General features: G+C 42.9%; 11 protein-coding genes and 1 pseudogene. 2 read left to right on the top strand and 10 right to left on the bottom strand.

Going from position 1 to position 13407, the window contains the following annotated elements; genetic code table 11:
* Positions 1 to 359 precede the first annotated feature (359 nt).
* On the top strand, positions 360 to 869 hold the full coding sequence (locus tag ABLU80_RS20000; RefSeq protein WP_348850385.1) for a hypothetical protein: 510 nt from the start codon (positions 360 to 362) through the stop codon (positions 867 to 869).
* A 505-nt stretch (positions 870 to 1374) separates the two neighbouring features.
* On the opposite strand, the gene ABLU80_RS19995 is transcribed toward ABLU80_RS20000, so the two are convergent.
* Both ABLU80_RS19995 and sopA read right to left on the bottom strand, forming a co-directional pair.
* On the bottom strand, positions 1375 to 2346 hold the full coding sequence (locus ABLU80_RS19995; RefSeq protein WP_171825501.1) for a ParB/RepB/Spo0J family plasmid partition protein: 972 nt from the start codon (positions 2344 to 2346) through the stop codon (positions 1375 to 1377).
* On the bottom strand, positions 2346 to 3512 hold the full coding sequence (sopA, locus tag ABLU80_RS19990; RefSeq protein WP_038999455.1) for a plasmid-partitioning protein SopA: 1167 nt from the start codon (positions 3510 to 3512) through the stop codon (positions 2346 to 2348). The genes ABLU80_RS19995 and sopA overlap by 1 nt, the downstream gene beginning before the upstream one ends.
* A 734-nt stretch (positions 3513 to 4246) precedes the next feature.
* On the opposite strand from sopA, the gene ABLU80_RS19985 reads away from it, so the two are divergent.
* The gene (locus ABLU80_RS19985) at positions 4247 to 5257 is read left to right on the top strand and encodes a RepB family plasmid replication initiator protein (protein WP_348850384.1); all 1011 of its coding nucleotides are present in this window, start codon (positions 4247 to 4249) and stop codon (positions 5255 to 5257) included.
* A gap of 260 nt (positions 5258 to 5517) precedes the next feature.
* Here ABLU80_RS19985 and ABLU80_RS19980 read toward each other — a convergent pair whose 3' ends face one another.
* The 8 genes and pseudogenes from ABLU80_RS19980 to ABLU80_RS19945 all read right to left on the bottom strand — a co-directional run bounded on the left by ABLU80_RS19980 (position 5518) and on the right by ABLU80_RS19945 (position 13390).
* Complete coding sequence (locus tag ABLU80_RS19980; protein ID WP_171825499.1) at positions 5518 to 6258, bottom strand: site-specific integrase; 741 nt, start codon at positions 6256 to 6258, stop codon at positions 5518 to 5520.
* 165 nt (positions 6259 to 6423) lie between these two features.
* Positions 6424 to 6501, bottom strand: a pseudogene (locus tag ABLU80_RS19975) (transcriptional regulator); the annotation flags it as partial.
* Between the two features lie 1118 nt (positions 6502 to 7619).
* A complete protein-coding gene (locus ABLU80_RS19970; RefSeq protein WP_348850383.1) occupies positions 7620 to 8888 on the bottom strand; it encodes an ATP-grasp domain-containing protein in 1269 nt (422 codons plus the stop codon).
* Between the two features lie 91 nt (positions 8889 to 8979).
* Entirely contained in the window at positions 8980 to 9576 is a 597-nt protein-coding gene (locus tag ABLU80_RS19965; RefSeq protein ID WP_348850382.1) for a hypothetical protein, read from the bottom strand.
* The gene (locus tag ABLU80_RS19960; RefSeq protein WP_348850381.1) at positions 9569 to 10780 is read right to left on the bottom strand and encodes an MFS transporter; all 1212 of its coding nucleotides are present in this window, start codon (positions 10778 to 10780) and stop codon (positions 9569 to 9571) included. The genes ABLU80_RS19965 and ABLU80_RS19960 overlap by 8 nt, the downstream gene beginning before the upstream one ends.
* A gap of 27 nt (positions 10781 to 10807) precedes the next feature.
* A complete protein-coding gene (locus ABLU80_RS19955; RefSeq protein ID WP_050483739.1) occupies positions 10808 to 11551 on the bottom strand; it encodes an SDR family oxidoreductase in 744 nt (247 codons plus the stop codon).
* Entirely contained in the window at positions 11526 to 12428 is a 903-nt protein-coding gene (locus ABLU80_RS19950) for a DapH/DapD/GlmU-related protein (RefSeq protein WP_032713749.1), read from the bottom strand. The genes ABLU80_RS19955 and ABLU80_RS19950 overlap by 26 nt, the downstream gene beginning before the upstream one ends.
* Positions 12425 to 13390: a hypothetical protein gene (locus ABLU80_RS19945; RefSeq protein WP_348850380.1), complete on the bottom strand. Its 966-nt coding sequence runs from the start codon at positions 13388 to 13390 to the stop codon at positions 12425 to 12427. The genes ABLU80_RS19950 and ABLU80_RS19945 overlap by 4 nt, the downstream gene beginning before the upstream one ends.
* Positions 13391 to 13407: the final 17 nt, after the last annotated feature.

The following is a 13407-nucleotide window of genomic DNA, read 5'->3' as shown; positions in this document are numbered from 1 at the left end:
TGGTCTCAGCCGGTACTCATACCGCTATACGGGCAGGTAGGACCGTGGTCCAAGTCGGTACACAGGAACCATATCTAAAGCTCGAACCGTAGTTCCATTCAACCCCAATAGTTGGATACGTATGTAATCAGGTAGTATGAAAGAATAAGAATAGCTGTAATCAAAAACTTAACAGGAAATTTCACTGGTAAGATAAAAAATTAACTTAACTAAAGAGGCAGTAAGCGTAATGCCTATATTCTAAATAGACTATCAGCAGGACCACTATTGAATGGCTATTCTTTCACCGAATCTATTGTTCTGGAAACGGAAAGTAGATGACCGTAACATAATCAAAAACTAATGTTACAGGTAAGAATATGACCGAGGAGAAAACGGTAACTGGCAGTATTGCCAGCCATCCAGGATTTGGAGTTTTATGTACGCTTGCAGGCGTCGCACTTACAAGTTTTTTTAGCTGGCTTGGAGTTCATCAGTCGGCGGTTATCAGTGAAAAAACATCCTGCATATCCAGAATTGATACTAATGAAAGGATATTGAGGGAACACTCTGCGGAGTTTATGTCATCCATCGGCGATTTAATTAATTATACGGTATTTCCTCCATCAAACAAACCAGAAGATTTATCAAAAGTTGCTGGCCCTGTCATAAAGCAGGGTTTTGCTATTAGTGCCTATGCACCTCTTTCTCTGTCATTAATTGCATTAAAGATCTCGATGACAGTACAGCAAGCATCGTTAGCATCGATGGGTTATGCTAACCAGGAGGCAGCAATAGCTTCTGTAAACGAATCGTTTGGGAAATGGCCATCAACCTTCGCTCATTCAATGCAAGAATTCGATAAACAGCGAAGCCAGTGTGGCAAATAGATTATTCAGGGCATTTTTCTAAACAAATCCTTGGTATTGCAGGTTTGTTACCTTGATACTGAAAAATAGCTATCAGACAGCCTCTAACCCTGTAATACTACAATTTAGAATACCACTCAAAGAACCAGTGCGGGGAGATAGGGATGGTATTCCCATTTCACACCCTTGCCACTATACCGCAGGAAGGTCCGTGGCCCCAGTCGACATTCAGACCACCATACCAACAGGTGGGACCGTGGTCCCGGTCGACACTCAGTCCACTATACCAACAGATGGGACCATGGTCCCAGTCTGTGCAAGTGGCTTACGACAAAAAACAGATATATGTCCTTTTTATCATTTCACAAATAAATACAGATATCTGTGGCAACAAAAGTTAACGAATAGTGTTTAAAAGAAAGAAACATCGATAAAGACCAGCAGATGAGCTACTGGTCAGTTCAATAAGAAGTTTATGTAAAGGAACGAACTGAAAGGCAAATGCTACAGTTTATAAAAGTGATTATCAGGATGCCCGGGTTTCAAGCTCTTTCAAAACGGCTTCAATCTTCTCTATACATTCCGCAGGTAACCGGCTTCTGTCGAGATTCAGGATCACTTTATCCCCTTTATAAAGGGCAGACGCTCCCGGTGCATATTGATGGCGTGAGCTCAGATTTTCGCGGGCGGTGGGAGTTTTTTTCAGTACTGAAGTCAGCAGTGAGATCAATTCATCCGATTCAAAAATGACACCGGCTTTCTTCTGCTCATGAAGTTCAGCGGCCTGCTGTTCAAGCAGACTCTCTTTACCCGCAAAAGATTTCAGAAGCGATTCTCCTGCACGGGCCGACAATTCTCCCGGGTGAGAGAAAAGGGCAACAACAGTTCTCGGAAGCCGGGCCGTATTTAAACATCGGGAGATAATTTTCCGGGAAATATTCTCCGCATCAGCAAGAGCAGAGATGTTGCCAGCAAATTCTGTTTCAAGACGGTGTGCATAGCGTTGGCCACGCTCGTAAGCACTGGTAGGACGATAGTCGTTGCCCAGACGTGATAAAGCCGACATTTGCTCGTCATCAAGTTCGCCGACCAGAATACGATAATCACAGGAAGTCAGGATCGCCGCTTTCCGACGCCGGCTCCCATCAGCAACCTCAATGACACCTGATACCCGGCGCCCGAAGGCCGGTGTCTGCTGACCAGCCAGAAGAAAAGAGGGGATTAGATCATCGAGAGCATCCTCAGTAAGCAGTTCCTGGTCGCGTTCATTACCTGACCAGACCCGGGACATTTCTTCAATGGCATTTCCCGGAATAGCTTCGAGGGTAAATTTGACCTCACGACCACAGACCGGAAGCGAAATCGTATTACCACGAGCCATTGCACCCACTCGAGCAATCAGTGAATCCACCATTGGCGCGGCTGGAGCAGGAGACTGTACGGTATCTGCCGGTGTAGTTTTCATCGTGTGTTTCGGAATGACAGGTGCGCGTTTCATTATCTGATCTCCCAGCGAGGTTTAATCAGCCGATCAAAAATTTCATTACAGACAGGTTCCCAGATGGAAAGGGCATTACGCCACGCGCCGGTAGAAGAACGTTGATCAATGGCCTGCTCAAAAACCGTTCTCATACGGATTTGACCTTTACCCACTTCGTCTGTTTCGCGCACGACATTCTTCAATACCATTCCGCCCCAGGCATCCCTAATCTGCTCTTCCATCCAGGGGGACTGAGAACCATTATTATTACTATATTTCGTCAGGAGAATACGTACATCAGGTTCAAATCCTTTTAAATCCACATTTTTCAGCAGATCCCGCAGCATATCGAAGAACTGCAGGGCAGACGTATAATCAAATAATTCAGCCGGTGTCGGGACAATCAGTACATCAGCAGCACAGACCACATTAATAGTGCCAATCCCCAGGTTTGGGGCACTGTCTATGACAACGACATCGTAATCATGGGCGACCGTTTCAATGGCAAGACGCAACATGAGGTGAGGATCCGTCGGGAGCTTGCCTTCATCAAATTTCCCCATGAGTTCCGTTTCGATACGATGTAATGCTAGGCATGATGGAATGATATCCAGCCCGGGCCAGCAGGTGGGTTTCACGGCATAGCTGGCATCATCTTTCTCCCCGAGATAAAAGGGGAGGAGTGTGTCTTCTGCATGAATATGAAGATCCGGCACCCAGCCGTGATACATAGAGGCAGTGCCTTGGGGATCGTTACCTTCAACAAGCAGAACGCGTAAACCTTTCAGGGCCAGATCCTGAGCCAGGTGAACGGAGACAGAAGTCTTGTAAACCCCGCCTTTATGTGCCGCGACACCAATAACAGGCGGGAAAGAATCTTCAGAGCGCCGGAGGCGGGTTCCGAATACATCTCTCATATGATTAATTTGTTCGATCGTATAGCCCACACGCTGTTCCACTCTTCCCCGGGTTTCCATGTCAGGGTGTGGAAGCCGCCCAGCTTTCTCTGCATCCCTGATAGCTTGAGAAGAAACACCGACTAAATCAGCCGCTTCGCCGATCCTCCACCGGCGCGTGATTTTACGCGCCTCCGGGCTGTCATCGTTAAACTGGGCTACTGCAATTGCTTTTGTCATCTCATGACCAGCGGCGATGCACTGGTCAAGCGTATCCATCAGTCCCATTACTGAGCATCCTTTAATCATTACTTTGCATTATTTTATTAAATCTTGGAATTTAATGCAAAGCAACAATAAAAGCGCAAAGCAGGGATAAAACTGCAAAGTTGTTCACAAAACCATCGTATCCGTACTGTGATATGGGATACTGGCATGTCTCAGTCAATATTATGAAACCGCTCGCCGCAGCAAGCAGGCGAACGCAGTGAGCATGTGGCGAGGAAGCGGAATTACCGGGTACTGATACAGAGCACAGACGCACTTGTGCCTCAAAATCATACCGTTAAGAAAAAACTGAGTACTGAATATTGACTGTGATGCGCAGAATATTGACTGTAGTATGCTGGCTTTCTTGCTGCAGGGATACGACATGATTTGCATATCGCAGTCAATATCTTTCAGATTGTCGTTGTGGCCAGTAAAAATGGTACTGGCATATGACGGTGATTACCTGGTGGATCAATGGATTATGTTGTCAGGAGAGAGTTATTCATATTGACGATCCAGTAATTGATCCCTTAAGAGATCCCATTAAGATCATAAAGAGATCCCCGGATCGTTACAGCCCTTGTGCTGTCTGGTCTGAGCCGTTGTTCCTATTGACTGCGGTGGGGAATATATTGACTGAAGTATGGCTTTTCTAATACTGTGATATGCAACGGTATTTACTGAGGTATGTATTTCCGTTGACTGTGACATGCGTATATACTTGCCTTTGTGGATAACTGTTGGTATTTAAAATGGCTAACGAAAATAACGAGTTACCTCTTAATCTTCAGGAAACAGATAAGACAACCGGTGAAGTTGTTAAGCTGGATGTCAACAGCGCCAGCACGGTACAGCCTGTGGCACTCATGCGGCTGGGCCTGTTCGTTCCCACGCTGAAGTCCACCTCCAGGAGCAAGACCAACCGTAAAAACGTCACTGACGCCACTGAGGAGCTCGTACAGCTGTCGATCGCCAGGAGTGAGGGGTACAACGACGTCAGGATCACCGGATCGCGCCTGGACATGGACACGGACTTTAAAGTCTGGCTTGGGATCATTCGCTCCATGTCTGAGTATGGCGTGAAAAAGGACACACTGGAACTCTCATTTGTTGAGTTTGTTAAAATGTGTGGCTTTGATTCCCGCCGTTCGAACAAGAAAATGCGAGATCGCATCAGCAACTCGTTATTCAAACTGGCCTCCGTCACGCTTAAATTCCAGAGTGAAACAAAAGGATGGACGACCCACCTGGTGCAGTCTGCTTTCTACGATATCAATGCAGACATCGTGGAGATCAAGGCTGAGCCCAAGCTGTTTGAGCTCTACCACATGGACAGGCGGGTCTTGCTGCGCCTCAAAGCCATTGATGCCCTTCAGCGCAAGGAATCCGCGCAGGCGCTGTATACCTACATCGAAAGTCTTCCACAGGATCCGGCGCCGATTTCAATGAAACGCATGCGTGACCGTCTCAATCTGACGTCCAACGTCTACACGCAGAACCACACGGTGCGCAAGGCCATGGAGCAGCTCAGGGATATCGGCTATCTGGATTACACCGAATTCAAACGCGGCCGGTCTACTTACTTCAGTGTGCATTACCGGAATCCAAAGTTAATCAGCAGTACGGTGAAATCGCCGCGCAAGGAAGAGACGGAGAAAGCCCCTGAACAGAACTATGACGAAGTGATTAAGGCCCTGAAGGCTGCCGGGATCGATCCGAAGAAACTCGCTGAAGCCCTTACCAGTATGAAACCGGAAGATTGACTGCGGTATGCAATAATTCACTGCAGTATGTGTCTCTCACACTGTTGACTGCGCTATGCTGAGTGCATACCACAGTCAATATTTCCGCTCCATTAAGACTTTTCACTGCTTTCACAAATTGACTGCTGTATGCAGGCATTCACTGTGGCGTGAATAAATTGACTGCGGTATGTGTTGCTCCTGCTTCCGGGGGCGGGTATTGACTGAGATATGCCAGGCTGCACACCTCAGTCAATATCTGTCAGAGTCCCGGCACAGATTCATTTTCCTGGCGGCAGAGCGCGCAGAATATCGGCGGCATCCCGGCCATCACCGGTAAAGGGCACGGCCAGCGTGGCCGCCATGTCCAGCGCAAACACCCGGGTATAGACCTCCATCGACCGCGGATCCTTGTGGCCGGCCAGTGCCTGGATGACCTTCCTCGGCTGGCGGTGATAGAGCATGTGCATGATATAGCTGTGACGGAAGGTATGCGGCGTCACCGGTATCGAAAAATGTACGCCATCTGCTTCAGCCCGTTTCACGGCCTGTTTCAGCCAGTTACGCATGGTTTCATCCGTTACTGACCACAGCGGCTCCCGCCGGCGGGGGCGGGTGGTCACCATCCAGCTCTGCATCTGCCGCACAAAATTTACATCCGACAGCGGAACCAGTCGCACCTCATCCTTTGGCGGGCGCCCGCGACGTGCCCGTACCTTCTCAGACAGCACCCGGACAAAAGGTCGTAATCCATCGAGATCAAACGACTCCGGCGTCAGGGTTCTGGCTTCACCGATACGGATCCCGGTATTCCACATCGTTGCAAACAACATATGGTGTCGCTGATCGGGCATATAAAAGAGGAGGGCGCTCACTTCCGGTGCCAGCAGATAGGCTGGCGTGGCGCCGGTGGAGGTGGCCATCCGGCGGAGTGCCACCGCGGTCGCAAAATCAACGCCCGGGGCGATCGGCAATAACGAAACGCGTTCTGGTGAATTCTGCAGGGGAATGATGTTGTTCATCGGCTATTTTTCACGTAGCGCATGCACTGGTTATGAATACAGCTATTCTGGCCTGAATGGCCCGATCCTGCCATCATAATAAATCGCAGCGCCCGGATCCTTTTGTTGTCTTATCCCGCATTATTGCGGGTAAAACCAAATGCGTAAAGGATCCTTTTTCAGAGTCTATCCACGCTGAAGCCAGTCATGACACGGGCTGAGGGCTGTTTTATGGTTTTTGGGAGAAATGGGGTAATGCCAGGACAAACAGATATGTTGAAACAGGCATAAATGAAGACGAGAAACAGCTACCTTCCAGATGCGATCGGCAGGAATGATCTTTAACATGTTCCGTCTGTGGTTGAGATTGGTGGATATGACTTGCAGCGTATAAATAATCAGAATTTAATCATTTGTTAAATATGAATATTATAGATTATTATACAGTTATATGGTCCGGTATCTAAGTGAGATAATTAAAATGGAGCTATCTATTATAGAATCAATAAAATTAGCGGCACCGTTTTTTCAAATAATAGTAACAGTAATACTAATTCCTCTTATAAAAAAGATATGAATCGCGGAGAACATTTTTTTCTCTTCCTCTTTAGAAAAAAATGGATGCTATAGCCTATTTAAAAGTCATCAACCGTAAGATAATAAATTGGAAAAAGCTAAACATAAGATCATTATGGGAGGGTATAGGTTATCCAATGATGTTAATTTTTCAAGGAAGATTATTGAATATTATTATGATAATGAGGAAAGAAACGCCCGCTTTTGTAAAGTAATCCTTAGTGAAAGATATTATTATTGTTTTGAGAATGGTGTTATTACAACAAGGAAAATAAAATACCACGTTAATTTTATGATTTACATTATAACAATATTGCTCTATATTAACCTTTTTTATGTGAAGTCTTCTACGGTTATTTACAACGCACACCTTCCGGCAGAACCAGTTGTCATTATAGCTACTGGTATATATAGTTATTTGTCATGGAAAATACTGCGTGGATATTTTAGCATTCAGTTAAATAAGGAAATGTTTTATAATTTCCTGCGCCAAGATAATAGTTGAGATGAAAAATAAGGATATTAAGATTTATATATGCAGATCTATACTAAATATTAAAAGAGATTCCGCAGAGTGATGTGAATGATGGACTTCCATACAATTTCAACCCTAAGCTTATAGCAGGTGACTATGGTATGTATGAATTACACAGTAAATTGAAACAGTAAAGGATTGAGACCATAAGTAAAGCTAGAAAAGCATAAAGATAAAAGCATTGTCGATATACAACTCACATGACAAAAATAGAAATTTGTCATGTGAGTTGTATTCAATGTACAATTATATAAATATTTAAGATAAATGTTTATATTAAAGGTTTTTTAACTTCCACGCCTGAAGAAGTTTCAACAAACTGAATCAGCTCATGGAGAACATTCCAGATCTCTTCCTGCCGCGCTGATACAATAGTCCATCCCAGAATCTCACCTTTTTGCAAGGTGTCACCAGGTTTCTTCATAAATTCAAAAGATTGAATATAACTTGCGAGATTTTGTGGTAACGCTCTGGATGTACCGTCCAGCACTTTACCGAATTGTTCCGCTTTAAAGAAAAACGAAACCGCTTTTTGCCCCTGGTAAATGGACTCTGCTTTTGGTTCAGCACGTTGAGTAATATCGATAAGATGTTCAAACATGCTATTACCAGTCGCAAGCTCATAAAGAACCGGAATGGTGCGACCTCCAAGCCTGCCATTAACTTCTACTATTGCAGGGCCGGAATTAGTGTAAATCATTTCGATATGAAAAATACCATTATCGAGTCCTAATTTATCCAGTGCGGATATTGCCAGTTTAAAACATTCCTGCTCCTCCTTATCATTAAGAGAAGAAGGCATAACACTACCCAGTTCAATAACGTTATCACTGGCACAACGAATCCTGCTAGTTACCATAAATGGGTAATAAGAATTACCTATTCTTCCGATCTCAACAGAAACAAGAGGTCCAGTTAAATATTTTTCTACAAGAAAACCACGGTTAAAGAAATCCGTATAGGATGATGGTAACTGATTGATTTCTTCCTCGATATTATTAATAAGGAGGTTAATCTGAGCCCGCTCCTTAATAATGTATGCCAGCCGGCTTGAAGCTGATGTGACAGGTTTGACTATTACCGGCAATTCTACGGACGTCAGAACAGACGGAAGTTTATGATAATCACGTTCATGAATAACCCAAGGGGCATTTTTATCTGTTCCTTCGAGAATCTGGCGTGACAGTAACTTATTTTTGGTTGCTTTAACAGCATTCACACTGCTGAATGGTACTTTTATATGTTCGGCTGCACAAGCAGCAGCTTCTAATGAAAAATCATCGATACAAATAAGTGCATCAACCGGTTGACTGCCATTTAAAATACCAACAGCATCTCTGACAATTTCTGGTGTATGTGTATTAGGTAGATCAATAACATTATGAAGACGTCGAAGAACATCGTCCGTTCTGGAGGAGTCCCAGTCTCGTATGTAAGCAAGATTACGAAAGTAGCTGACTTTGTAATTTTCTTTAAGCAATTTATCTAATAACTCAACACCACTGAATTCAGAACTATTGATAACTACAATATGTTTCATACTTCCCCTCAAATTAGGATAATTGTATTTAGTGATGATTGATATTTAAAATATCTGTAAACATGTACCTTGACATCTGGTGTGAAAATGGTTAAATCCATGATATTTTTATCACACCCTGATAAAATATATAGACACTGAAACTTATTAATGTCAGAACGGAAAAATATCGGATCGCTATTTTAACAGAATGTCCATCTGTTTCATTCTTTATAAAATTCCCTGAACACAACCAAAAAACCGATGCGGTAAACAAAACCATGGTAAAGCGTATTAAAATCTCAGAGTATAAAAATAAATCATCTGTGATTTTTACAGGGAAAATTATCGTTGCAAAAATGAAAGATTTTGGATTTAGAAAAGTTGTATAAAATATTGTTTTTGAATTAATAATTACCTTTTTAGTATTTTCTATATGTCCGGAAAACCATAGTTTTATTGAAAGAACGAAAAGATACAATGAACATGCAATCTTAGAAATGATATCCACCCACCCATAGGAACTAAAAAATAATCCTGCAGCGATAGACCATAAAGTAATGCTGATGATATAACCAGACCATTCTGATAACATCAAAGATGGGGCTTTATTGAAGCCATTGCTATATCCTGAATTAAAAATCAAAATGTTAGTAGGTCCAGGAATGAACAATAACGAAGCACAGGTAAGGAAAAATAAATTATGCATATCTTCTCCAGTCTTTTAAAGCCAGCGCAACGAGAAAAAAACCGGTTATAGCGGCAAAGGCGATGACCATAAATATTGATCCTGAACTAATATTCTCTACAAGCCATCCTGTTGCCGCCGGATTGATAGCTGCTCCCACACCTGTAAGCATCTGTAAAGAAAAGAGACTGGCTTTGCTCGTATTTGTCTTTAAAGAATCCAACATCAAATACAGCACCGGATTAAGGAGAACCTCTCCCAGTGTAAAGAATATCATCCCTGTGACCCACATAGTTAAATGTCCGAAAGATCCTGCGAAGACCATCACGCCAATAATTAAGCTACAGCTACCAATAAAAGAATTTAAGACAACGTTATCTTTAGATACCCTTGAACCTAATGGGATCTGGAGTAAAATTACAAAAAGTGCATTTGTTACCATCAGCGACGTAATAATTTGGTATGTAGTTTCCTTGTTAAATATTACAGTAAGCACCTGTGTTATGCTTGATGAAAATCTGCCATAACAAAAAGAATAAATAAATCCAGCAAGAATTATCAAACATAAAGTGTTATTAGAGTGGTTCCGATGTTTTGTCGCAACAGGAGCGCACTGAGCATTTTTTGTTAATTGCTTCTCCTCACTTAATCGCACTTTGTATAAAATGAAAAATGAAGCGAGCAAAACACCTATTACTCCTGAGATCCAGAACATTATGCGACCATCGAGTCCAGAGCAAAGGCTCCCTAGTAAAGGCCCAATAACCCATCCAACATTTGTCATGGTGTAATTTATCGAAAACAGCCTTGATTTGTTTATTTTCTCAGCATCAGAAATCACAACTTTAAGTACTACACTGTATAAAGAATATGCTAAATTTAGTAGCGCATAAAAAAATATTATTAAATACTGACTCCTTAATTCAGATATAGAAATGTTACTTGCGCTGAATATTAGCAGTGCCAGAATAATACACTTTTTGTAGTTCAGAAATTCCATTACCTTTCCACAAAGAGGTGAGAAAAACAGCCCTAAAATTATTCCAGCTGTAATAATATAACCAGTTTCATCTACCCCAAACCCTCTTTGAAGATGTAAAAATACAACAAGAAAAGGTAATGTTATTCCCCTGGCTACAGTCAATATTAACGATGTTAAAAACAGACAGTAGTATGGACGAGTCGGCCCACTGCCTCTTATAATATAAATTAGTTTTTTTTTCATTTTCTTTAAGTTAATGTATCACCAGTTTTAATGCTCATCAGGAGACGTTTCGATAACGATTTCCTTGATTCTGACTCTTTCAGGAGAGTTAACAAGCCAGATCATCAACGACGAAATATCTTCAGGTTGAAGTATAGAGTTGCTTGCTCTCTTGCATCCACCTTCAATAGCCATCGCAGTGTTAATCCATCCCGGACATAATACGGTAAAACGAATTTTATTAAGCGCAGGATCTGACGATAAGGCTGCCATATAGAGCTGTAAACCTGCTTTTGACGCCCCATAAATGCCCTTATCCGCGAAGCCTATTTTACCCGCTCTTGATGAGAGGCAGATCACCGACGGTGATTCCGCTCTCAATAGGAATGGCAACAAGTCATTTATGACAAAAACAGGCCCAAGCAGATTACTGCTTATTACATTCTGTATTTCTTGTCCTGTTGCCCCTGTGGTTTTATTACAGGTGATCCCTGCTGCAAGTATCAGCAAATCCAAATGGCCAAACTCCGCTATTCGGTCCCGGATACCCCTCACATCTTCAGTAGACTGAATGTCAGCACAGATGGTATGAAGCTTGTTTTTGTACAGCTTAGTCCTGGCGACGATCACACCCAGTTTATGGCGATCACGACCTACTGCAATAACCCGAAACCCATTCTGCAGCAAGTCATCAACACTTTTCTGCCCGACTCCCCCCGTCGCACCGATAACCAGTGCGACGCGGTCTGCGGAAGTATTCTGGGTGTCAGTCGTTCTGGTGAAGAACGGCATTAACACCTCCCCATACACTGCTATCAGTTGTCAGCACTTCAACACTACCTGTCAGGCTGTTACGTCGGAACAGAAGATTATTTTTGCCTGATAAATTACGAGCATAATCGACGGAGCCGTCCGGCAGCGTCACTTTCGTCCCTGACGTCACATATAACCCGGCCTCCACAATGCAGGAATCTCCCAGAGAGATCCCTATCCCTGCATTAGCCCCCAGTAATGAGCCGTTACCTATCTGATTTTTCTGTTTACCGCCACCGGACAGGGTTCCCATAATAGAGGCTCCTGCGCCGACGTCACTTCCATCACCGACGGTTACCCCTGGGGTGATCCTCCCCTCTACCATACATTGCCCTAAAGTACCTGCATTAAAGTTGATAAACCCTTCATGCATAACAGTCGTTCCCTGAGAAATGTAGGCTCCCAGACGTACCCGGTCGGCATCGGCAATACGCACACCTGAAGGGACTATGTAGTCAACCATCCTTGGAAATTTATCCACGCTAAATACGGTAAGTTGATGATAATCCTCCGCAATAATATGGCGTAAACGTTGTACATACTCAGGGAATACCGGGCCTGCACTGGTCCAGGCTACATTGGGAAGATGCTGAAAAATGCCTTCCAGATTTATTTCGTTTGGTTTGTATTCACGAGATGAAAGAAGCTGTAAACGGAGATAAGCATCTTCAGTCGACGTGATATCTTTTGAAATATCTGTCTCAATTTCAAATGATTCGCAGCGGATAATTTTGTGCTTGACGGCAAGACAGGAGCGCTTATTCATGTCTCCTTTTGGATAATAGGCATCAATTGTCTTACCACTGCTGATATCAATGTATCGATTACCCGTTCTTTTGATGATATACGTAATCATTTTTTTACCTCTGATGTAGTCCTGATAACAGTTCCTTTTTGTATATCAAAGTGATTACCATTACCAGCAATCATCTTGTTAACCAGAACGGAAACATCGCCCCCTGTTTTATCTGAATTTACCTGATTGTAACGAGATTTTACATCAATGAAGCGCATGACAAATGCACGACGTGATAACTGAGGTCCGGGTAAAAATCGATTGCTTTTATGGAAAACATCTTTATCAAATGCAATTGCATCCCCGGGCGCTAGACGGTAACGTACCGATTCACTGTCGAATAAATTACGTGCAAACCCTGAAATATAAAGAGATTCACTGAACAGGTGTGGGATTTTTTCCTGTATAAATGGATAAAGCTCTTTGAATTTTTTTTGTTCCTCAGTTCTGAACCTTGGTCCAAGGACGGTTTTAAATATCGCTGGGATTTTATATTTTCCCTCGGTAAGAGATTTTGTTACTTTTGACTGTAACTTGTAAAACTCATGACCGGAGAATGCCTGTGTGGAAAGAAGACTCATACCCCCATCCTGCTTTTCCGGATCAACATCATCAAGAGCTATCCAAATAGAGAAGGCTCTGTCTTCCGGATAGATATATTTGAAACTGGTCACACCGATATGCCAGTCGAAACCAACAGAGTTGCTGTCCGTTTCAAAAATTATCCCATCAGTGAATACACAATTTTCATAACCAAGTTTTTTAACAAGATCGGCAAACTTTTCTGTGCGTATAAAGGACAGGATTTTTTCATCTTCGATTGCTACATTATATGTATTTCTTTTGAATGAATCGAATGCACTATTGCTTTTCGTTTGATTGTTAATATCACGAAGATGTTCTACCATTTCTTTTGAAATTAATTCCCTGACATCTGCAAATCCATGTTCAAGATAATAATTAGCATCAACGCTGGTATTTTTACCGAATGATGAGACTGATGTGAAATCGTTATTTTTCATAATTAACTCCATTTAGG

The sequence above is a fragment of the Klebsiella sp. CN_Kp104 genome (assembly GCF_040064515.1).
In the GTDB taxonomy this organism is placed as follows: Bacteria; Pseudomonadota; Gammaproteobacteria; order Enterobacterales; family Enterobacteriaceae; genus Klebsiella; species Klebsiella aerogenes.
Note: the sequence above shows the minus strand (reverse complement) of the source record. Positions and strands in the feature narration are given on the sequence as shown.

Bases quoted from the DNA above. Each gene is read 5' to 3' on its own strand.
- ABLU80_RS19955 (WP_050483739.1), bottom strand. From the start codon at position 11,551: ATGCCGTTCTTCACCAGAACGACTGACACCCAGAATACTTCCGCAGAC.
- ABLU80_RS19965 (WP_348850382.1), bottom strand. From the start codon at position 9,576: ATGCATAATTTATTTTTCCTTACCTGTGCTTCGTTATTGTTCATTCCT.
- ABLU80_RS20000 (WP_348850385.1), top strand. From the start codon at position 360: ATGACCGAGGAGAAAACGGTAACTGGCAGTATTGCCAGCCATCCAGGA.
- sopA (WP_038999455.1), bottom strand. From the start codon at position 3,512: ATGGGACTGATGGATACGCTTGACCAGTGCATCGCCGCTGGTCATGAG.
- ABLU80_RS19950 (WP_032713749.1), bottom strand. From the start codon at position 12,428: ATGATTACGTATATCATCAAAAGAACGGGTAATCGATACATTGATATC.
- ABLU80_RS19995 (WP_171825501.1), bottom strand. From the start codon at position 2,346: ATGAAACGCGCACCTGTCATTCCGAAACACACGATGAAAACTACACCG.
- ABLU80_RS19945 (WP_348850380.1), bottom strand. From the start codon at position 13,390: ATGAAAAATAACGATTTCACATCAGTCTCATCATTCGGTAAAAATACC.
- ABLU80_RS19970 (WP_348850383.1), bottom strand. From the start codon at position 8,888: ATGAAACATATTGTAGTTATCAATAGTTCTGAATTCAGTGGTGTTGAG.
- ABLU80_RS19985 (WP_348850384.1), top strand. From the start codon at position 4,247: ATGGCTAACGAAAATAACGAGTTACCTCTTAATCTTCAGGAAACAGAT.
- ABLU80_RS19980 (WP_171825499.1), bottom strand. From the start codon at position 6,258: ATGAACAACATCATTCCCCTGCAGAATTCACCAGAACGCGTTTCGTTA.
- ABLU80_RS19960 (WP_348850381.1), bottom strand. From the start codon at position 10,780: ATGAAAAAAAAACTAATTTATATTATAAGAGGCAGTGGGCCGACTCGT.